Below are 20080 nucleotides of genomic sequence, written 5' to 3'. Positions count from 1 at the left end.
GAGCCGGGCCGCACACTTACTGACGCGCCGTACACCGAATCGCATGCGGAAACGCTTGCGGGACAACGGAAAGTGTGCTGCGAAGGGGCGCCTATTTGAGCAACCGGGACATGCGCCGGTCGGCGAGCACCTTGCCGCCGGTCTGACACGTCGCGCAGTACTGGAACGACTTGTCCACGTACGACACCTCGCGCACGGTGTCGCCGCAGACCGGGCATGGCAGCCCGGTGCGCGCGTGCACACGCATCCCGGATCGCTTCTCCCCCTTGAGCCGTGCCGCGTCCTGGCCCACCGATCGTTCGACCGCATCGCCGAGCATCGACCGCATCGCGGCATACACCTCGGCCACCTTGTCGGCGCCGAGTGCGCTCGTCGTCGCAAATGGCGAGACCTTCGCCGCATGCAGGATCTCATCGGAGTACGCGTTGCCGATTCCGGCGATCAGCGCCTGGTCGACGATCGCCGTCTTGATCCGCTGCGACGTGCCGGCCAGCAGCGCTACGAATTCGTCCTCGGTGACCTCGAGCGCATCCGGGCCGAGGCGCGCGACGCTCGGTATCTCCTTCGGGTCCGACACCACCCACACCGCGAGTCGCTTTTTGGTGCCCGCTTCGGTGAGGTCGAACGCCGGCGTCGCACCCTCGGGGGTGAAGAAATGCATCCGCAGCGCGAGCGGCCCCTTTCCCGGTTTGGGCGGTGTGGCACTGGGATTGTCGGTCCAGCGCAGCCATCCCCCGCGGGACAGATGGGTGATCAGCCACAACCCGTCACAGTTCAGGCCGAGGTGCTTGCCGAACCGGCCGGCCCCGGTCACGTCCCGGCCCTGCAGCGCAGTGGCGGGCGGGTCGAACGTCTTCAGCACACTCAGTGCCGCCACATCCACCCGGCCGACCACCGCGCCGACCGCATGGGTTTGCAGAAACTGCTCAAGCGCCGCGATCTCGGGTAGTTCGGGCATAACCGCAGCTTAGACGAGGAAGCCCGAAGCCCGGCCGATGAATTCGCCACCGCCGTGCATAGCGAACTTGACCTCGAGCTCGGTTGAGCTTGCAGGCTGGGGTCACATCACGAATGGGAGGAATCGATGGACACTCGACCGAACCTGCACAGCCTTTCCGCCGACGCGACCGCACAGGCCGCGGCCAATGCCCTCGCCGCCGAGTTGCAGAAGGCGCTAGAGACTTCCGACGCCGACCTGTACGACAGTTCGCTGGCCGCGGACGTGGTTTGGGGCACGCCCTTCGGCGCACTGGTCATCGGCCACGATCAGCTCAATGCCATCCATCACCGATTGATGCAGCAGCCGAAGCCTGCCGCACCGGCGTCCCGTTTCGATGTCGTCGCCGCGATAAGTCCCGCTCCGGGCGTGGTCGTTACCCAGATCCGCAGAGCGGCGCTCGATCCCGGTGGCTTCTCCGAGGTCGCGCTGTACGTCCTCGTGGAACGCGACGGACGATGGTGGGTGGCCGCAGCGCAGAACACTCCGATCGACGAGAGTCAGGGCCTGCGGACCAGGTAGGTGTCCATGATCCAGCCCTTGCGGGCGCGCAGTTCGGCGCGCTCGGTCTGGATTCGTTCGCCCACTTCACCAATGGTGCCGGCGATCAGCACCTCGTCGGGCATGCCGAGATACGCGCCCCACCAGATCTGTGTCTCGGGCTCGAGGGTGGTGAACGAGCAGTCCGAATCGAGCATCACGACCGCGTCGAGTACCCCGTCGGGCAGACCCTCGCGCAACTTGCGGCCAGTGGTGAACAGCACCGGCTCGCCTACCCGGTTGAGCACGATCCGGTGCCGGGCAGCGAGCGCCGAGACACACGTGATCCCCGGAATCACCTCGTATTCGAAGTCGATAATGCCGCGAGCCAGCACCCGCTCGACCATCCGCAACGTGCTGTCGTAGAGCGACGGGTCGCCCCACACCAGCAGTCCCCCGACACCATCGAGTGCCCCGAACTGTTCCTCAAGCAACTCGGCGCGCTTGTCGTGCCAGAGGTCGACCTCGTCGACGTAGTCCGACGGCTCGCGGTCGCGCGGCGGATCGACGACCTCGATCAGCTTGTAGTACGCACTCCTGTGCTTGTCGAGGATCGCCGTGCGCACCTCGATCAGCTCACGTTTCAGTTCGCCCTTCCCGATGACGAAGAACCCGTCGACCTCGTTCATCGCCTGGATGCCCTGCATCGTGATGTGGTCCGGGTCTCCGGCGCCAACGCCAATGAGATAGAGCTTGCGCATGGGTGAAACCCTAGTCAGGGCACGCCACGCGCAGGTCCGTTGGTGCGATTCGGCCGGGCCGTAGACTGACGGCGTGGCGACCGATACCCAGTACGAGGACCTGCTCCGACGCGTTCTGGACACCGGGTCCGCCAAAGCCGATCGCACCGGCACCGGCACCCGCAGCGTCTTCGGCCATCAGCTGCGCTACGACCTCGCCGACAGATTCCCGCTGATCACCACCAAAAAGGTGCATCTCAAGTCGATCGTCTACGAGCTGCTGTGGTTCCTGCGCGGCGAGTCCAATGTGAAGTGGCTGCGGGACAACGGCGTGACGATCTGGGACGAATGGGCCGACGAGGACGGCGAACTCGGCCCGGTCTACGGCGTGCAGTGGCGCTCCTGGCCGACCCCGTCCGGCGAGCACATCGACCAGATCACACAGGTGCTCGAAACGCTTCGCAGCGACCCTGACTCGCGCCGAATGATCGTCTCTGCCTGGAACGTCGCCGATATCCCGCAAATGGCCCTCGCGCCGTGCCACACGTTCTTCCAGTTCTACGTCGCCGACGGCCGGCTGTCCTGCCAGCTCTACCAGCGCAGTGCGGACATGTTCCTCGGCGTCCCGTTCAACATCGCGAGCTACGCGCTGCTGACGCATATGGTCGCGCAGCAGGCCGGGCTCGAACCGGGCGAGTTCATCTGGACGGGCGGCGACTGCCACATCTACGACAACCATGTCGATCAGGTCCGCGAGCAGATTTCCCGCAAGCCCTTCGAGTTCCCGAAACTTGCTCTGCACCAAGCAGATTCGATCTTCGACTACGAGTACTCCGACGTCGAGGTACTCGGCTACGAGCACCATCCCGCCATCAAGGCGCCGGTGGCGGTTTGAGCTCCACGCCTGTACGCCTTGTCTGGGCACAGACGCCCACCGGCGTGATCGGCTCCGGCAACGACATTCCCTGGCACCTGCCTGAGGATCTCGCCCACTTCAAACGGGTGACGATGGGCAGCGCGGTGGTGATGGGCCGCAAGACGTGGGATTCGCTGCCCGAGCGCAATCGCCCGCTACCCGGGCGGCGGAACATCGTCGTCACCCGTCAGGCCGATTGGTACGGCTACGGAGCCGAGCCTGCGCCGTCGGTGCGTGCCGCCATCGCGCTCGTACTTCCCGATCCGGTGGCCGTGATAGGTGGAGCCCAGATCTACGACGCCGCACTGCCGGCCGCAACCGAATTGGTGGTCACCGAGGTCGATCTCGACGTCTCCGGTGACGCTTTCGCACCGGCGATAGGGCCGGAATGGACCATCGCCGAGGACGGCGAGTGGCAACGTTCCAAGGCCGCTGGTACCGCATTCCGGATTCGGCGCTATGTCCGTTCGAACGCCCGCTGACGGTCTGCCGAACGCCACCGGGAGAGCCTTTACCTGCGGTTTTCTCGGCTCCAGCAATTCTTGCGCCGCTCCATGAAGCTAAGGGCATAATCGAGGGGCACGTCCTCCCACAGCCCCGGAGAGGCAGCCCATATGGACAAGAAGTCGCTCACCGCAGTGGCGCGTCAGCAATTGAAGATTGCCGGCTCGGCCACGTCCGGCCGCAGCTCGCAAACGATCTACGGCGGGCATAGCCGCAGTCTGCGGCAAACGGTGGTCGGCCTCGCCGCCGGGCAGAGCCTGGCCGAGCACGACAACGCCGGGGAGGCGACGCTGCTGGTGCTGAACGGAACGCTTCAGGTGGTCAGCGGCAGCGATACCTGGAAGGGGTCGGCGGGCGACCTCATCGTCGTGCCACGCGCACGGCACAGCGTCGAGGCACTCGAGGACGTTGCGTTTCTGCTGACGGTCGCGAAGTAGCTCACCCCGCGACCGCCCGCGCGGGTCAGTCGACCAGCGCGCGCAGCTGCTCCACGGTCTTCAGCCGTCCCGCCGCGTCCGCAGCAAGCGGCACCACGTTCAGCGTGGTCGCGCCGGCCTCTGCGAATGCGGCAATGCGCTCCTTCACATAACCGGCCGGGCCGATCAGCGAAACCGCGCGCACGAGCTCGTCGGGCACGGCCTTGATCGCCTCTTCCTTGCGACCCGCGAGGTACAGATCCTGGATCGTGTCGGCCTCTGCGCCGTAGCCGTAACGCGTCGCCAGCTCGTGGTAGAAGTTCTTGGTCTTGGCGCCCATGCCGCCGATGTACAGCGCAAGGCTCGGCTTCACCCACTCGAGGCGGTCCTCGACGTCGTCGCCGATGGCCACAGCGGGGCCGGCGTAGATCTCCAGCTCGCCCAGTGCGGGATCGCGCTTGGCCTTGCCCTTCGCCAGCGCGTCGCCCCACACATCGTTGGCCTTCTCCGGGTGGAAGAAGATGGGCTGCCAGCCCTCGGCGATCTCAGCGGTCAACTCGACGTTCTTCGGACCGAGCGCGGCCAGCAGCACCGGAATCCGCTCGCGCACCGGCGTGTTGATCAGCTTCAGCGGCTTGCCGAGGCCCGTGCCCTGATCCGCCGGCAGCGGAACCTGGTAGTAGCGGCCCTGGTACTCGACCCGCTCACGTCGCCACACCTTGCGGCAGATCTCAACGGCCTCGCGGGTGCGTCCGATCGGCGCGTCGTAGCGGACGCCGTGGAATCCCTCGATCACCTGCGGGCCGGATGCACCGAGGCCGAGCACGAAGCGCCCGTCGGAAACGAAGTCCAAGCCGGCCGCCGTCATCGCGGTCAGCGTCGGTGTGCGGGTGTACAGCTGCAGGATGCCGGAGGCCAGTTCCACCCGCGACGTCTTTGCCGCAAGGAACCCGAGCGCGCTCACCGCATCGAAGGAATACGCCTCGGGAACGAAGACGATGTCAACGCCTGCTCGCTCCAGATCGGCGACCTCCGCGGCCGCCTGCGAAAACTCACCCGCATAGTTGATGCTCAGCCCGATACGCATGAATCAACGTTAACCGGCGACGCGCGTCACAGTGCATCCGGGCGACCATTTTCGCAGCGCCGGACCATAGACCGTTTCGTGATCTAGGGTTATCGCATGGCCGAATCGCAGCCGATCCTCGCGCCTTTGACGCCCGCGGCGATCTTTCTCGTCGTGACAATCAACGAAGGCGGCGAAGACCGAGTGCGTGACGCGCTTGCCGAAGTGTCGGGTTTGCAGCGCGCGATCGGGTTCCGGGTGCCGGGCGCAGATCTGTCCTGCGTCACCAGCATTGGGTCCGACGCCTGGGATCGACTGTTCGCCGGACCGAAACCGTCTGGACTGCATCCCTTTCGGGAATTGAAGGGCGAGCGGCACCACGCCCCTGCCACGCCCGGGGACATCCTGTTCCACATTCGGTCCGAATCCATGGACGCCTGTTTCGAACTCGCCGGGCGGCTCGTGCAGAACCTCGGCGACGCGATCACCGTTCTCGACGACACCCAGGGGTTCCGCTATTTCGAGCAGCGCGACCTGCTCGGGTTCGTGGACGGCACCGAGAACCCGACCGGTACTGCCGCGGGCGAAGCGGCACTCGTGGGCGACGAGGATGCCGAGTTCAGCGGTGGCAGTTACGTCATCATCCAGCGCTACCTCCACCCGATCGTGGAATGGAACGAGCTGAAGACCGAGGAGCAGGAATACATCGTCGGTCGCACCAAGCTCGGCGACTACGAATTGGCCGACGACGTGAAGCCGGCCGACTCGCATGTGGCGATGACGCAGGTGAGCGACGAGACCGGCAACGAACTCCAGATCCTGCGGCACAACATGCCTTTCGGCAGCGTCAAGGATGGCGTGTACGGCACCTACTTCATCGGCTACGCGGCCACGCCGAGCGTCACCGAGACCATGCTCGAGCAGATGTTTCTCGGCACCGCGGACGCCAGCCACGATCGCATCCTGGACTTCTCCACGGCGCAGACGGGTTGCCTGTTCTTTGCGCCGACCATCGATTTCCTCGACGACCTACCGCCGGCACCCACCCAGGCGGCCGAGGTTCTGGATACAGTCGATCCTGAATCAGATTCCGTCCCAAGCACTCCCGACTTTTCACTGCGCATTGGAAGCCTGAAAGGGGACCCGAGCTGATGAACAACCTCTACCGCGAGCTCGCGCCGATCACCGACGTTGCCTGGGCATCGATCGAGGAGGAGGCGAAGCGAACCTTCAAGCGGCACAGCGCCGGTCGGCGCGTCGTCGACCTCTCGGGACCACACGGCCCGGACTATTCGGCGGTGGGCCTCGGTCGGACCTCCCCCATTGCTGCACCCGCCGAAGGTGTGCTCGCGTGGTCACGGCGGGTCGCCCCACTGGTTGAGTTGAAGGTGCCGTTCACGCTGTCGCGCGAGGAGATCGACAACGTCGAGCGCGGCGCACAGGATTCGGACTGGGACGCGGTGAAGGAGGCCGCGCGCAAGATCGCCTTCGCCGAGGACCGTGCGATCTTCGAGGGTTACGCGGCGGCCGGGATCACCGGCATCCGTGACTCCGCGTCGAATGCACCGATCGCGCTGCCGAAGGATCCCCGCCTTGTGCCCGAGGCGATCAGCCAGGCATTGAGCGAGCTACGCCTCGCCGGTGTCGGTGGCCCCTACTCTGTGCTGCTTGCCGCGGACGAGTACACGAAGGTCAGCGAGACCACCGAGCACGGCTACCCGATCCGGGAGCACATCAAGCGGCTCATCGAAGGCGATATCATCTGGGCGCCGGCCATCGATGGCGCGTTCGTACTGACCACGCGCGGTGGCGATTTCGATCTACAGGTAGGCCAGGATCTCTCGATCGGCTACCTGTCCCACGACGCCGACAGCGTGCAGCTCTATTTCCAAGAGACCTTGACCTTCCTGGTGTACACCGCGGAGGCCGCTGTGGCGCTTACGTCGTCGTGACGGCGCGCGCGGGGGTCGTGTCCGTCAAGCGCGGCGCGATCTATCTGGCCGCCGGAGTGGTGGTGACAGCGGTGATCTGCGCGGTTGTCGTCGCCGTCTTCAGCGGCAACCGCTTCTTCACCGGGCTGCTGATCGGCGTGGTGGTCGGGATCGGGGTGACCCTCGCACTGTTCGCCCGCGATTCCGTCGTCCTCAACGACGTCGGCATCGTGACTACCACCCCGTGGGCAGCGCAGCGGACACCGTGGACGAATGTGCGCGCTGCACGGTTCGCCAACGAGGCCGACCGCACATGGTCCCTGACGCTCGACCTGAATGAACCCGCCGGCGCGGAACTTCCGCTGCTGCGTGTCCCGCCCGTGCACCACCAGGTCGGCAATCCCTACGAGCTGCGCAAGCGCCAGCAGGTGAAACGCGTCCTCGCAGTACTGCACGAGCGCAAGATCCCGACCACCGTGTTGCCGGAGATTCAGAACGCGCTCGAGCAGTACTGGAAGGTGTCGTAGGGCAGCTGACTACATAAGCCGGCGTAGCAACTGCAGCGGGGCAACCGAGATCACCTTCGCCAGCGGTGCCCACGGCCACCACGGCACGAACGCGTTCGCCGGTTCCTTGTCGATCGCGGCGACCATGTCGCGGTGACCCTTCTCCGCCGACGTGGTCATCGACCCGCCGCCGGACTTGGCCACCATCTCCGACTCGATGTAACCGGGCTTGATCGTGGTGACAGCGATCGGGGCGTTCGCGACGTCGAGCCGGACCCCTTCGGCGAGTGACGCGGCCGCGGCCTTGCTCGCTGCGTAGGTGGTGATGTTGCCGCGAGCGCCGCGCACCGATGCGAACGACGAAACCACTACGAGGTGACCGGCGTTGCGGGCCCGGAAGATCTCCATCGCCGCCTCGCATTGCGCGAGCAGGCCGATGAAGTTGGTCTCGGCGGTCTGCTTGTTCGCGTAGAACTTGCCGGTGCCGACCGGCTGCCCCTTGCCGAGCCCGGCATTGGCGATCACCCGGTCGAGCCCGCCGAGCTCGGTGTTGCATTCGTCGAACACCCGGAACACAGCATCGTGGTCGTTCACGTCGAGCTCACGAACGACGACGGTGATACCCGGATGCGCGGTACGCAGTTCGTCGGCGAGCTGCTCGAGCCGGTCGAGCCGCCGCGCGCACAGCGCGAGGTTCCGGCCCTTCGCGGCGTACAGCCTGGCCATGCCCTCACCGAGCCCGGAGCTCGCCCCGGTGATGAGGATGTTGCGGCGGGTGGGTGCGCCCATCAGTGGCCAACCTTGTACTTGCCGAGTTCGATGCGCGAGACGACGCCGAGGTGCACCTCGTCGGGACCGTCGGCCAAGCGCAGCGAACGCATACCCGCATAGGCCGCGGCGAGCGGGAAGTCGTCGGTCAGGCCCGCGCCGCCGTGCAACTGGATGGCCATGTCGATGATCTCGATCGCCATATTCGGCACGAGCGCCTTGATCTGCGAGACCTGCGACAGCGCCGCGCCGACACCCTGCGTGTCGAGCAACCAAGCGGTGTAGAGCACCAGCAGCCGCGCCTGATCGATCGCGATGCGCGCCTTGGCAATTCGCTCACGGTTGCCGCCGAGATTGACGAGCGGCTTGCCGAATGCGGTACGTGTGGTGGCCCGGCGACAGGCCAATTCGAGCGACTTCTCGGCGAGTCCGATTGCTCGCATGCAGTGGTGAATGCGGCCCGGTCCCAGGCGGCCCTGTGCGATTTCGAACCCGCGGCCGAGCCCGGCGATCACATTTGCGGCAGGCACGCGGACGTCGGTGAAGCTCACCTCGCCGTGGCCGTAGGGCTCGTCGTGCATACCGAATACCGGGAGCATCCGCTCGATGGTCACGCCGGGGATGTCGATTGGGACGATGACCATCGTGTGCCGCCGGTGGCGATCCGCCTCGGGGTCGGTGAGGCCCATGAAGATGATGAACGCGCAGTTCGGGTGGCCGACGCCGGTGGTGAACCACTTGCGCCCGTTGATCACGACGTCCTCGCCGTCAGCGACGACCCGCGACTCCATGTTGGTGGCGTCGGAGGACGCGACGGCGGGCTCGGTCATGCCGAACCCGGACCGGATCTTGCCTTCGAGCAGGGGCTCCAGCCAGGTCTTCTGCTGTTCCGGCGAACCGTACTTGAGCAGCACTTCCATGTTGCCGGTGTCGGGTGCGTTGCAGTTGAAGATCTCGGGCGCGATGCCGGAGCGGCCCATCAACTCGGCGAGCGGTGCGTAGTCCGTGTTCGACAGTGTCTCGGGCAGGAAGAGGTTCCACAGCCCGGCTGCGCGGGCCTTGGCTTTGAGCTCCTCGATGATCGGGAGCACCTGCCACGGATTGTCCTGGGCGCGAAGCTCGCGGTGATAGCTCTCCTCCACCGGATCGATCTCGGTGGCGATGAACTCGGAAACTCGCTTGTGCAAGTCGGCTGCCTTTGCCGAGGGCGCGAAATCCATGCGGCGAGAGTAACCGTGGTTACTCTCGCCGCAGTAGTGGCTTCGGCGAATCCGCCGAGTTATTCAAATGTCAGTGCTGCGAGCCTCAGTGGCCCGGACCCCAGGGCACCTGGGCGCCGTGCGCGGCGAGGTAGGGCGCCGGGTCGGTCTTCTTGTTGGAAGCATCCCAGATCTCGAGGTGCAGGTGCGGGCCTGTGGACTGGCCACGGTTGCCGACGGTGGCGATGACGTCACCGGCCTCCACGCGCTGGCCGACGTGCGACTTGATCTCGTTGACGTGGCCGTACACGGCGGTGGTGCCGTCGTCCTGCTTGACCCGGACCCAGAGTCCGAAGCCCGATGCGGGGCCGGCCTCGACGACGGTGCCGCCGCTGACCGAGTGGATCGGGGTGCCGATCGCGTCGGCGTAGTCGACGCCATAGTGCATGCCGCCACCGCGCCCGCCGAAGCCGGAGCTGACCTGGCCGGCGGTCGGGCGCACGAACGCCGGACGCGCAGGCGCTGCCGGGGCGAACTGCTTCATGTAGTCCTGGTAGGCATGCTCGAGCCCCGCGATCGCGCCGTTGACCTCGGCAGGGAGGGTCGGCGCGGCGTCACGGGCAGCCTTGAGAGCTGCATCGTGCGCATCGGTGACTGGATCGGCAGCCGCAACACTCGGGCTGACCAGCTGGAATCCGGTGACAAGCGCCGCACCCATGGCCAGCGACGCCGCTCCTCCGGCGAGCTTGCCTCGGCGGGGCGCCTCGGCGCGATGCCGGGTCACGGTGGCGCCGAGCGGCGCGAGTTCGGTGGCGGGAATGGACGTGGCGGTGGTGCGGTGATCAGACAAATCAAAAACCTCGAAAAATAAACGGTCAGTTCATAACGATTCGATCTCGTTGAAATTCACGATATCGGATCGTGATCTTTTCGCAATTTTTCGTGATGCATGCCTCATTCATGCCCTTGGGATGCGAAGGGTGGGTAGGTTCCACCCCCTGGGTGGCTATCGAGGTCCGCAATTCCGATCGAGAATTAGGCGATGACGTGCGGTTTCGATCGCGAGCAGCGCCCATGATGCCCGCTCGCAACGGCGACTCGGCGCGCGTGGCGAAGGCCCTGGAAGGCCTCCCACCCGATGCGCGGCGGGCCGTTGTGCTCGCTTACTACCGCACGTTGACGACTCCCGACCTGTCCCACCTGCTGGCCTCCGACGCGCCACGCGTGCATCGCGACCTGCACCGCGGCGCCCAGGAACTGCTCGCTGCGATTCGCGCCGAGGCGCCGACTCCTACTTCGAGTCCCGAACCACTCACTCCGATCGACCGAGATCGGTCAAAACCGATGCCGCCCAAGGTATTTCACTAGAAGTTCAACCCCGTCGCCGCACCGCCCGGCCGGAGTAGTCTTGGGGCGCCCCCACGCCTCGAGGACGGAGTCCGTCGTGCCGGAACCCACGTCGCCAATCGGCGCGCCGTGCTGGATCGACCTGATCAGTTCCGATATGCAACGCGCGACCAATTTCTATTCGGAGTTATTCGATTGGACCCGAGATTCCGACAGCAGTGATCCAGAACTCGGCGATTTCACGATGTTCCGGAAGAACGGCAAGCCCATCGCGGGTCTCAGCCGGCGATGGAGGGCAATCCCTACACGAATATCTGGAGCGTCTACATGTCCAGCGTGGACGCCGCGGAATCGGCCGTGAAGGCCGCGGAGGCGGGCGGCACGGTGATCCTGCCGCCGATGCCGGTGCAGGCCAAGGGCACGGTCGCAATGTTCACCGACTCCGCCGGCGCCGTCGTGGGTGTGTGGCAGGGCGAGCAGCACCGAGGCTTCGGCCTCGTCGACGAACCGGGCGCGCCGGTCTGGTTCGAGTCGTTCTCACGGGACTACAACGCCGCACTGCCGTTCTACAGCGAGGTGTTCGGCTGGACATACACCCTGCTCAGCGACACCGCCGAGTTCCGATATGCGCAGGGCAGGTCGGGCGAGCATCTGCTCGCCGGGATCATGGACGCCGACCGAGTCCTGCCGGACGGCGTGCCGTCGTTCTGGCAGTTCTACTTCGGTGTCGAGGACACCGACGCCGCGTGTGAGCGCATCATCGCGCTCGGCGGTCAGGTGCCTCGTCCGCCCATGGATAGCCCGTTCGGACGGCTGGCCGGTGTCACCGATCCGATGGGTGCCACCTTCCAGATCACCACGCTCGTCGAGCAGTAGCACTTGCCATCCGCGCTGGCCGAGGCGCTGTCGGTCGGCCTGCTAGCCGTTGTCATCGCGTTCGCCAGCATCCGGCCGCGCGGACTGCCCGAGGCCGTTGCCGCAGTTCCTGCCGCGTTGATCCTGCTCGCTGTCGGCGCCGTCGAACCCGCCGCGGCCTGGGAGGAGATCACAGACCTCGCGCCGGTCGTCGGGTTCCTCTGTGCCGTTCTCGTCCTGGCGCAGGTGTGCGGAGCCGAGGGTTTGTTCCGCGCCGCGGGCGCGATCATGGCCCGGCGATCCGGCCGCGCCGGAGCGGCTGCGGCCCCGAAACGCCTGCTCACCGGCGTGTTCGCGATTGCGGCGGGCACCACCGTGCTGCTGAGTCTGGACGCCACCGTCGTCCTGCTGACTCCGGTGGTGTTCGCCACCGCAGCCCGGTTGGCACTGCCACCCCGCCCCCACGTGTACGCATGCACGCATCTGGCGAACTCGGCGTCACTGCTGCTGCCCGTGTCGAACCTGACCAACCTGCTCGCGTTCGCGGCCATCAATCTCTCGTTCGGCCGGTTCGCGCTGCTCATGGCATTGCCGAGCGTGGCGATCATCGCCGTCGAGTACGTCGTCTTCCGGAAGTTCTTCGCAGGTGACCTCGCGCAGCCGTCGACTGCGCCGGAGTACACCGGACAACCGCACATCCCCCGCGTCGCCGTGCTGGTACTGGCGTTGACGCTGGTGGGTTTCGTGGTGACCTCGGCGTTCGGGCTCGATCCGATCTGGGCCGCCGCGACCGGAGCCATCGTGCTGGCCGGTTACTCGCTGACGCGTCGAAGGGTGACCGCGCGCGAGGTGGCGGCCTCCACAAGCGTGCCGTTCCTGGCGTTCGTGCTCGCGCTCGGTGTGGTGGTGCGGGCGGTGCTCGACAACGGACTCGGCGACGCGCTCGACGGACTCGTCCCGACCGGCAGCGGGTTTGTCGAGTTGCTCGTGCTGGCAGTGATTGCAGCGGTGCTGGCGAACCTGATCAACAACCTGCCCGCCGCACTCGTGCTCATCCCGCTCGCGGCCGCGGGTGGCGCGGCGCCCGTACTCGCGGTGCTGCTCGGCGTGAATATCGGACCGAACCTCACCCATGCGGGGTCGCTCGCGACGCTGCTCTGGCGACGCGTCCTGGCCGCCCACGGCGCCCCCGCACCTCTTTCGGAGTTCGTCCGGCTGGGGGTGCGAACCGTTGTCCCGGGCATTGTGTTGTCCGTTGCTGCGCTGTGGGTTTCGGTCGCGATGTTCGGCACGTGAGGGCGACGGCTGGCACAGTGGTCGCCATGACTCATGTCGCGCGTCGGATGTGGCAATTGACCGAGCCATTGCACGCGGTCGTCTACTTCACCCCCGAGGCTCGTAGCGCGACCGACGCCGCCGGATTGCGCGGATTCTGGATGGGGTACTTCGCGAGCCGGGTGGCGCCGCTTGGACCGGTCGGCCCCGAGGTCGCGGTCGCCACGTTCTACGGCTTCGATCGCGGCCGCGCCGAGCGGGCGCTCCCGGATGCCTGGCATTTCGCCGGCATCGACGCGATCCTGCGCGCCCGGAGCGAGGGCGCGACAGCCGCGCTGCGCCGCATCCTCACCGAGATAGACCCGGCCGCAATCGACGAAGCCGCCGAATTGACCTGGACCGCATCGCAATACGCCGACTGCGCGGGCCGGGTGCTTGGTGCGGGGAATCAGGCACTGCTCCGCCCGGACGATTCACTCGCCGCGCTGTGGCAGGCGACGACGACACTGCGTGAGCATCGCGGCGACGGTCACGTGGCCTGCCTGCTCGCGGCCGACGTCTCCCCCGTGGGCAGCCACATCCTCAAGATCGCGTCGGGCGAAGCGGATTCCGACCTGCTGCGCGCGGCCCGTGGCTGGCCCGACGACGTCTGGAACGCCGAGATCCTCGCTCTGCGCGAGCGCGGCTGGATCGACTCGGACGGCAAGCTCACCACCGAGGGCGGCGCGATCCGCGACGCCGTCGAGGCCGGCACCGACCGGGCCGCCTCAGCCCCGTGGGACCGGCTGGGAACGGAAGGCACCGAGCGACTGCAGGTCCTCTTGAAGCCGATGGTCGGCCGGGTGCGCGACGCGGGAATCATGCCGGAGCCCAATCCGATCGGGCTGAGCTTCGACGGGAAATAGCTCGCTAGGCACGGCCAAACGGGTGCAAACCTTGTTGCCGGGGGCGAAACTTCGCACCCGTTTACACAATCTGCACCTGGGAACTAGCTCGACTCCAGGATCTCCTTCAGCTTGGCGAGATCCTTGTTGTTCGCCCGCCGCATCGCCGCCGCCATGACCGGGGCGGCGAGCTTGCCGAAGCCGGTCGGATAGCCACTGTTGCGCAGCGTCATTCGGGTGTGCGTGTCGTCCACCGCGGTCCACGCGTACATGGTCGACATCGGGAACGGTCCTTCGGCGGTACGCATCTCCAGCAGCCGTTCCGGCTCATACCGGAGGAACTCGTAGGTGTATTCGAGCGTGCGACCGAGGAATCGCGCCCGGAACGCGACCCGCGTACCCAGCTCTGCCGGCCTCGGCGTCAGCCAGTCCACCGAGTCGATGTTCACGTACCACTTCGGCGCGTTGTCGGGATCGGACGCATAGCTCGCAACCTCCGCCAGCGGGCATTCGATGACGATCTGGGTGGATACGTCCACGTTCGGCATATGACCATCGTTCATCCCCGCCGACGCTCGAGCCAGGCGAAACGCGAGCACAATTCGGGATCGCGCGCGCACTCGCCGGAATCCGGCAAGGATTGGCCCACGACGAAGTGATTCGACCCTAGGACGGTTCGATGACGTGGGCCCTCCCCGCAATCGCAGGAGCTTTGCTCGTCTTCGCGATGGTCTCGGGCCGTCTCGCGGGCACGCCAATTACTCCGCCGATCGTGTTCACGATCGCCGGGTTGCTACTCGGCACCCAGTTTGCCGATGTGATCGACGTCGAAGTCGCGGGCGAGTCGGTGAAACTGCTCGCCGAGGTCACGCTAGGTCTGGTGCTCTTCGCGGATGCCTCCAAGGTGAATGTCTCCGCTCTGCGGAGCGAAATCATGATTCCCGAACGACTCCTCGGCATAGGCCTTCCGTTGACCATCGCCGCCGGATTCGGTGCCGCGCTCGTCGTTCTCGGTGATCTCGCCTGGCCCGAGGCGCTGCTGCTCGCGGTGATTCTCGCGCCCACCGATGCCGCACTGGGACAGGCGGTGGTCATCCTGCCGAGCCTGCCGTCCAAGATTCGTCAGGGCCTCAACGTCGAGAGCGGTCTCAACGACGGCATCTGCGTACCGGTTTTCCTGATCGTGCTCGCTATCGCCCATGCGGAGTCCGGCGCGATCGGCGGGGGTACCGCCGTCCGGCTGCTCGCCGAGCAGATCGGCTACGGCGCACTTGCCGGCGCTGTCGCGGGATTCGTCGCCGCCGCGATCACCGTCTACGCCGGCCGTCGCGGCTGGATCGAACCCATGTGGGGTCCGATCATTCCCGTTGCCGCCGCGCTTCTCGCCTATACGTGCGCGACCCCGCTCGGCGGCTCGGGCTTCATCGCCGCGTTCGTCGGCGGTCTCGTCTTCGGCGCCATCCTGCAGGAGAACCATGAGGCAGACCCTGCGCGATTGATCGACGAGTTCGGCGACATCTTCAGCGCCATCACCTTCATGGTCTTCGGAGCTGTGCTCCTCGGGCCTGCGCTGACCGAATTGTCCTGGGCGATGGCCGGTTACGCACTACTGAGCCTCACGTTTATCCGGATGGTGCCGGTGGCCATGTCACTGGTCAAATCCGGCGCACGACTGCCGACTGTCGCATTCCTCGGCTGGTTCGGCCCCCGCGGATTGGCCACAATTGTGTTCATCATTCTTGTGCTCGAAGAGCACGACGAGTTGCCGGGCGAGACGTTGCTCGTGACCACGGCGGTGCTCACGGTGGGATTGTCGATTCTCTTGCACGGGGTTACCGCTGCGCCGCTCGCGGATCGGTACGCGAAGTGGTTTGCGGCGAATCCGCCCGAGGGTTCGCCGAAGAATGCGGCACGTTAGTTCCAGAATGGGAATATCGGGTCGCACATTTCACGTTCGAAAGCGGTTGAGCACGCGCACAATGCACGCATGAGCGACCAAGAGTTGCCGCAAATCGTCCTTGTCCTGCGCGCACTGCCGCCGACCGAGTCGGACCCACATCCGGTCATTCACGTTCTGACCCGGGGCGGCGAATTCGAACCACAGCCGATCAGTCGATTCTTCGACGACGTCGACGACGCCTGCTCGTCGATTGCCGAGTCCTTGAAGGACGCGCTGGCCTAGTACGCCAAAGCCAGCGGTGGGTTCTGTATTTGTGCCCTCGGCAGGATTCGAACCTGCGACCTACCCTTTAGGAGAGGGTTGCTCTATCCCCTGAGCTACGAAGGCCAATCAAGGTCACAACCTACCGTAACCTGCGGCTGATCCTTCACACGGCACACAACGCAAACGCCGATCCGGCCTGATGATCGGCCGGATCGGCGCTGCTCAGAACCTGTGCCTCAGCGAGCCGGGACCGGCTCGGTGGTGGTGGTCACCGCGGCGGCCTTGCTTCCCGCGGGGATGAGCCCCTCGGCAGCCGATGCGGCTTCCTGGGTGGCCGGAGCCTGCGCCGCCTCCGTGGTGGTCACCTCAGCGGACGCGTCGGCCGCAGCCTCCGTCGTGGTGCTCGCCTCGGTCGACGTTGTCGTCGCGTCGGTGGCGGTCGCGTCCGTGGTGGTCGCATCCGTGGTGGCTGCGTCGGTGCTGGCCACGGACTTGGCACCCACGGTGGCCTTCACCTTCGAGGTCGGAAGCGCCGCCTTCGGCGTCGCGGATGCCGAAGCTGTGGCGGAGGCTGCGGCAGAGCCGGCGAGATCAACCGCGTCGGGCAACTCGGTGGTGCTCGGCTGGCCCTTCTCGGCCTCCTCCGCCAGGTGCGTCAACCAGGCCGCGGCGTACTGAGCCGAGGTCATGTCCTTGCCGTTCGCGGCGTCCGCGTCACGCCAGTAGTCGAAGTGGTGACCGGTATCCGGGCCGAGCGTCAGCGCGTACGGATCATTCTGGACCACCTGAATGGTGTTCTGGTTGTCCTCGATCGCGCCGATGACCTCGTTGCGGATCTTCGCCGGCAGGTAGGCCACGTTGAGCAATTCCCTGGTGGTGAACTGCGCGATCTCCCCCGGCGTCGCGGTCGTCTCCGGCTCGTAGTATGGGTCGGAAACCTTGATGAGCACATCCAGGAAGGTCTCGTCGCTCTGCATCCAGTCGTCCTGCGTGGCGATCTCATTCAAGGCAGCGAGCGCGATGCGCCCGATGACTGCGGCCACCTCGGGACCGTTCGCGACGGTCAACCCATCCCGCTGCAGGGAATCCACATTCACCTGCCGCGCGACGTTTACCGCAAGATGCAGCAACGAGGTGCTCTCGGGCATCGCGCAGGTGAGGTCGCCCTCGGAGCAGAACGAGGCGACCTTGCCGTCGAGGGCGCCGAAGCTACCGCCTGTGCCAGGCATTGCGCCCTGGCCGGCCGCCGCGTTGGTGCCGTTCTGGTAGGCGACATCGAAGTTGTCCGGGTTGTTCGGGTCCTTCGCGCCGGGGAACGGTCCCTCACCGGCCGCACGGCCCGCATCCGCGAGGATGACGACGCCGACGACGGAGTTCGGATCCACGATCGTGATGTCGTCCGCTGGCTGGTTGCCCACGTCCATGGCGAGCCGACGCGCCACGTCGGCGCCCTCGCTGTACCCGACCACGGAGAACTTGGTGTCCGGGCATTCCTTCGCGATCGACTGCATCACGGTCTTCGTATTCGCGACGCCTGCGTTGACCGCGTTTTCGTACGAGTCCATGTTCGCCGGGTAGTCGACATAGATCGCGGCGTACGAATCGGAGCCCACCGTCGCGTTCGGCGCGTTGACCACGGGGTCCACCCAGTGGCTGCTGTAGTTGCCCGACTTGGACGCGGGCAGCACCGTGCCGTCGGCGGCCACGATGAACTGGTTGTTCGCGTTGGAGCTCGGCACGTCACCACGTCCGCCAATCGCGAGGCTCACCATGTCGTAGCAGCCAGGCGCTCCAGCGCCGGTGAGGACGGATTCGTATCCGTGGCTCCCGGACAGCCCGAGAAACGGCACCGACGCCAGCGCGGCGAGGCCGAGGGCGCTCGGCACGAGAACTGCCGGCCGTGCCCACTTGCGATTGCGATCTACGCCCTCGACGTTCTCTTCCGCCGGACGACGCCAGAAATTGCGCAGTTCCATACCCATCCCCATTCATTCGGCGGGCTCAGGTGTAGCCCGCCGATCGTCCCCAACCGATGATCAATTTGTCGGGAACAGAGAGACCGCTGTTACAGCCGTGACGGTCACGACAGGGTCTCGGCGAGCCTATCGAGGCTCTGAGCCCACCCCTCCCTTGCCCCGTCCTCAGGGCTCAGCGGATCAGACGCACGCAGGTGGAACGTCATCGTCGTCTTGCCATCGGACTCGGCGAAAGTGACGGTGATCACCGACTCGTGCTCGCCGTCCTGCGGCATTGTCGGGTCACCCCAGGTGAACACCAGCCGCTCCGGCTCGACGATCTCCACCAGGTGTCCAGTCGTGGCGTACTCCGTGCCGGTCGAGTCGTCGATCATCGTCATGCGCTGCGGATCGCCCGGCTTGCTGCCGAGCTCGATCGACGACGCGGGCGTGGTGAAGCCGCGCGGGCCCGCCCACTTGGCCATTTGCTCGACATCGGTCCACGCCTCGAACACCAGGGCGCGGGGTGCGTCGAACTCGCGGACGATGGTGAACTCGCGGAGGCCGGCCGCGGCCGACTCGTCAATGTTGTTGTCGCTCATGTCGATCACTCCTCTCCCTCGCCGCGCAAGAATGCGGGCATCCCACCGGGGAAACGAGTTTGGAAGTCGAGCACGCCGACCCAGTTGGGGCGCAACGAGATTCGCTCCATCCGCGGCGCACGTGCGGCGAGCGCCTCGAGGTAATCGGCCACCGGCTCCTCGCCACCCTTGCGCATGGCCTCGGCGTATTCCGGCAGCAAGCCGTCGGACTCGGCCACCTCGGCACGGCCGCGCAGCAGCAACACGTGCGGCGGTGCCTCGTTCGTGTCGATAGTGACTGCGACGTCGGGATGCGAGCGGATGGCGCGTGCCTTACGCGAGGGCGCGAATCCGCTCATCACGAGTTCCTCGCCGTTCCACACGAAGTTGATCGGGATCACGCGCGGCGTCCCATCGGATGCGGTAAACGCAAGCCGGGCAGGCATATTCGCGGCGAGTAACTCCTTTGCGGTGTCGGTCTCCAACAGTGCGACATCGCCCTGGGCAAACTCGGTCATGACGACTCTCCTTTTCCCTGGATCTGGCGGAGGTGGTCATCGAGGGCGTCGAACTTCGACTCCCACAGGCGCCGATATCCGTCGAGCCAATCTGTAGCCGGGACGAGTTGGTGCGCCTCGAGCCGGCAGGGGCGCCACTGCGCTTCGCGACCGCGAGAAATGAGGCCGGCACGCTCTAGCACCTTCAGGTGCTTGGAGATCGCCGGAAGGCTCATCTCGAAGGGCTCGGCCAGTTCGGTCACCGTCGCCTCGCCGTCCGCGAGCCGGGCGAGGATCGCCCGACGCGTCGGATCGGCGAGGGCGGCAAACGTGGCACTCAATTGGTCTTCGGCCATCGTACATAACCACCTAGTTAATTAACCGATGGGTTAACCATAGGCCGACACCCAGGATTGGTCAAGCGGGCTTCAGCAGCGGGTTCTTGCGGAAGTCCCAGCTCACGACCTTCTCCGGCACGACCCGCAACCACGCGTGCCTGCCATCGGCGAAGAACACGTCGCCTCCGAGGTACTTGCGTGCGAACAGCAGCTCAGGCTCCGTGAGCACCTCGTTCAGGTCGGTCCCCCGCGGAACGTCACCCACGACCTCTGCGCGACCGAGAACCTCGACCCCGCGCAGTTCGTGGAACGCCTCACCCGCGTCGACCACGACGCTCACCCGCGGGTCGCGCACGACATCGGTCCACCGCTGGCTTTTGACGATCGAGTTCAGCCACAGCGCGGTGCCGTCCCAGACGTACCAGAGCGGGCCCACGTGCGGACGGCCGTCCGCGCCGACCGTCGCGACCCGGCAGGTGTGCTCGCCTGCCAGGAAGTCGTCGCGCTCCTCCGTGGTCATCGCGATCTTGCGACCCCGGCGCTGTTCCTTGGGTTCCGTCATCGTGTGCGCCCATCCCTTCAGTTCTCAGTCCGCGGTAAGCGGCACAACCCCGACAAGTGTTCAATAACCTGGGCAGGGGGTCGAGAGAGAAAGCGGCAC

At 66.1% G+C, this 20080-nt stretch carries 25 protein-coding genes and 1 tRNA gene; 13 read left to right on the top strand and 13 right to left on the bottom strand.

The features are described 5' to 3' along the window. Positions 1-91: 91 nt before the first annotated feature. Entirely contained in the window at positions 92-958 is an 867-nt protein-coding gene (locus A8G08_RS17105; RefSeq protein ID WP_068276606.1) for an Fpg/Nei family DNA glycosylase, read from the bottom strand. Between the two features lie 126 nt (positions 959-1084). Between A8G08_RS17105 and A8G08_RS17100 the strand changes: the two genes are divergently transcribed. Continuing rightward, positions 1085-1519 carry an SgcJ/EcaC family oxidoreductase gene (locus tag A8G08_RS17100; protein ID WP_068276601.1) on the top strand — a complete coding sequence of 145 codons (435 nt, stop codon included), beginning with the start codon at positions 1085-1087 and terminating at the stop codon, positions 1517-1519. Here the strand turns inward: A8G08_RS17100 and cobF are convergent. Further along, a complete protein-coding gene (cobF, locus tag A8G08_RS17095; RefSeq protein WP_068276592.1) occupies positions 1498-2238 on the bottom strand; it encodes a precorrin-6A synthase (deacetylating) in 741 nt (246 codons plus the stop codon). The two genes, A8G08_RS17100 and cobF, sit on opposite strands and share 22 nt — an antisense overlap. 73 nt (positions 2239-2311) lie before the next feature. On the opposite strand from cobF, the gene A8G08_RS17090 reads away from it, so the two are divergent. From A8G08_RS17090 to A8G08_RS17080, 3 genes are all read left to right on the top strand, one after another. Continuing rightward, positions 2312-3112 carry a thymidylate synthase gene (locus tag A8G08_RS17090; RefSeq protein ID WP_068276590.1) on the top strand — a complete coding sequence of 267 codons (801 nt, stop codon included), beginning with the start codon at positions 2312-2314 and terminating at the stop codon, positions 3110-3112. Continuing rightward, positions 3109-3615: a dihydrofolate reductase gene (locus A8G08_RS17085; RefSeq protein ID WP_068276587.1), complete on the top strand. Its 507-nt coding sequence runs from the start codon at positions 3109-3111 to the stop codon at positions 3613-3615. Before A8G08_RS17090 ends, A8G08_RS17085 begins: the two co-directional genes overlap by 4 nt. 132 nt (positions 3616-3747) lie before the next feature. Then, a complete protein-coding gene (locus tag A8G08_RS17080; protein WP_068276584.1) occupies positions 3748-4074 on the top strand; it encodes a cupin domain-containing protein in 327 nt (108 codons plus the stop codon). Positions 4075-4099: 25 nt separating this feature from the next. Here the strand turns inward: A8G08_RS17080 and A8G08_RS17075 are convergent, their stop codons facing one another. After that, positions 4100-5140, bottom strand: coding sequence for an LLM class F420-dependent oxidoreductase (locus tag A8G08_RS17075; RefSeq protein ID WP_068276581.1), 1041 nt, complete (start codon positions 5138-5140; stop codon positions 4100-4102). Positions 5141-5236: 96 nt separating this feature from the next. On the opposite strand from A8G08_RS17075, the gene A8G08_RS17070 reads away from it, so the two are divergent. From A8G08_RS17070 to A8G08_RS17060, 3 genes are read left to right on the top strand one after another with little or no spacing between them, the layout of a single operon-like run. Further along, positions 5237-6271, top strand: coding sequence for a Dyp-type peroxidase (locus A8G08_RS17070; protein ID WP_068276580.1), 1035 nt, complete (start codon positions 5237-5239; stop codon positions 6269-6271). Beyond that, positions 6271-7071 (top strand): family 1 encapsulin nanocompartment shell protein, encoded by an 801-nt coding sequence (locus A8G08_RS17065; RefSeq protein ID WP_068276579.1) that lies wholly within the window; start codon positions 6271-6273, stop codon positions 7069-7071. Before A8G08_RS17070 ends, A8G08_RS17065 begins: the two co-directional genes overlap by 1 nt. After that, positions 7068-7577 (top strand): hypothetical protein, encoded by a 510-nt coding sequence (locus A8G08_RS17060; RefSeq protein WP_068276578.1) that lies wholly within the window; start codon positions 7068-7070, stop codon positions 7575-7577. Before A8G08_RS17065 ends, A8G08_RS17060 begins: the two co-directional genes overlap by 4 nt. A gap of 9 nt (positions 7578-7586) precedes the next feature. Here the strand turns inward: A8G08_RS17060 and A8G08_RS17055 are convergent, their stop codons facing one another. The 3 genes from A8G08_RS17055 to A8G08_RS17045 form a co-directional block, all read right to left on the bottom strand. Continuing rightward, complete coding sequence (locus tag A8G08_RS17055) at positions 7587-8345, bottom strand: SDR family oxidoreductase (RefSeq protein WP_068276576.1); 759 nt, start codon at positions 8343-8345, stop codon at positions 7587-7589. Continuing rightward, a complete protein-coding gene (locus A8G08_RS17050) occupies positions 8345-9544 on the bottom strand; it encodes an acyl-CoA dehydrogenase family protein (RefSeq protein WP_068276573.1) in 1200 nt (399 codons plus the stop codon). The genes A8G08_RS17055 and A8G08_RS17050 overlap by 1 nt, the downstream gene beginning before the upstream one ends. 85 nt (positions 9545-9629) lie before the next feature. After that, the gene (locus A8G08_RS17045) at positions 9630-10373 is read right to left on the bottom strand and encodes a M23 family metallopeptidase (RefSeq protein ID WP_068276571.1); all 744 of its coding nucleotides are present in this window, start codon (positions 10371-10373) and stop codon (positions 9630-9632) included. Positions 10374-10597: 224 nt separating this feature from the next. On the opposite strand from A8G08_RS17045, the gene A8G08_RS17040 reads away from it, so the two are divergent. The 4 genes from A8G08_RS17040 (at position 10598) to A8G08_RS17025 (ending at position 13905) form a co-directional block, all read left to right on the top strand. Further along, entirely contained in the window at positions 10598-10891 is a 294-nt protein-coding gene (locus tag A8G08_RS17040) for an RNA polymerase sigma factor sigma-70 region 4 domain-containing protein (protein ID WP_068276569.1), read from the top strand. Between the two features lie 267 nt (positions 10892-11158). Then, complete coding sequence (locus tag A8G08_RS17035) at positions 11159-11746, top strand: VOC family protein (protein ID WP_245672869.1); 588 nt, start codon at positions 11159-11161, stop codon at positions 11744-11746. Between the two features lie 15 nt (positions 11747-11761). Beyond that, on the top strand, positions 11762-13021 hold the full coding sequence (locus tag A8G08_RS17030) for an SLC13 family permease (RefSeq protein WP_222844277.1): 1260 nt from the start codon (positions 11762-11764) through the stop codon (positions 13019-13021). 26 nt (positions 13022-13047) lie between these two features. Beyond that, positions 13048-13905 carry an SCO6745 family protein gene (locus tag A8G08_RS17025; RefSeq protein ID WP_068276628.1) on the top strand — a complete coding sequence of 286 codons (858 nt, stop codon included), beginning with the start codon at positions 13048-13050 and terminating at the stop codon, positions 13903-13905. Positions 13906-13988: 83 nt separating this feature from the next. Here A8G08_RS17025 and A8G08_RS17020 read toward each other — a convergent pair whose 3' ends face one another. Then, complete coding sequence (locus A8G08_RS17020; RefSeq protein WP_068276563.1) at positions 13989-14432, bottom strand: SRPBCC family protein; 444 nt, start codon at positions 14430-14432, stop codon at positions 13989-13991. Between the two features lie 131 nt (positions 14433-14563). Between A8G08_RS17020 and A8G08_RS17015 the strand changes: the two genes are divergently transcribed. Together A8G08_RS17015 and A8G08_RS17010 are read left to right on the top strand one after the other, a co-directional pair. Beyond that, entirely contained in the window at positions 14564-15802 is a 1239-nt protein-coding gene (locus A8G08_RS17015) for a cation:proton antiporter (RefSeq protein ID WP_068276558.1), read from the top strand. Between the two features lie 69 nt (positions 15803-15871). Then, positions 15872-16066: a hypothetical protein gene (locus A8G08_RS17010; protein ID WP_068276555.1), complete on the top strand. Its 195-nt coding sequence runs from the start codon at positions 15872-15874 to the stop codon at positions 16064-16066. Positions 16067-16098: 32 nt separating this feature from the next. Here A8G08_RS17010 and A8G08_RS17005 read toward each other — a convergent pair. From A8G08_RS17005 to A8G08_RS16980, 6 genes are all read right to left on the bottom strand, one after another. After that, positions 16099-16171 (bottom strand) — tRNA-Arg (locus A8G08_RS17005). 113 nt (positions 16172-16284) lie between these two features. Beyond that, the gene (locus A8G08_RS17000; RefSeq protein ID WP_068276552.1) at positions 16285-18024 is read right to left on the bottom strand and encodes a cutinase family protein; all 1740 of its coding nucleotides are present in this window, start codon (positions 18022-18024) and stop codon (positions 16285-16287) included. A 104-nt stretch (positions 18025-18128) separates the two neighbouring features. Beyond that, on the bottom strand, positions 18129-18605 hold the full coding sequence (locus tag A8G08_RS16995) for an SRPBCC family protein (protein ID WP_157108626.1): 477 nt from the start codon (positions 18603-18605) through the stop codon (positions 18129-18131). A gap of 5 nt (positions 18606-18610) precedes the next feature. After that, on the bottom strand, positions 18611-19102 hold the full coding sequence (locus A8G08_RS16990) for a pyridoxamine 5'-phosphate oxidase family protein (RefSeq protein WP_068276551.1): 492 nt from the start codon (positions 19100-19102) through the stop codon (positions 18611-18613). Then, entirely contained in the window at positions 19099-19437 is a 339-nt protein-coding gene (locus A8G08_RS16985; RefSeq protein WP_068276547.1) for an ArsR/SmtB family transcription factor, read from the bottom strand. The genes A8G08_RS16990 and A8G08_RS16985 overlap by 4 nt, the downstream gene beginning before the upstream one ends. 61 nt (positions 19438-19498) lie before the next feature. Further along, on the bottom strand, positions 19499-19981 hold the full coding sequence (locus tag A8G08_RS16980; RefSeq protein WP_068276544.1) for a pyridoxamine 5'-phosphate oxidase family protein: 483 nt from the start codon (positions 19979-19981) through the stop codon (positions 19499-19501). Positions 19982-20080 lie beyond the last annotated feature (99 nt).

Origin of the sequence: Aldersonia kunmingensis, assembly GCF_001646865.1 — a bacterium.
GTDB classification, from domain to species: Bacteria; Actinomycetota; Actinomycetes; order Mycobacteriales; family Mycobacteriaceae; genus Aldersonia; species Aldersonia kunmingensis.
This window is presented reverse-complemented; position numbering and strand designations above follow the sequence as displayed.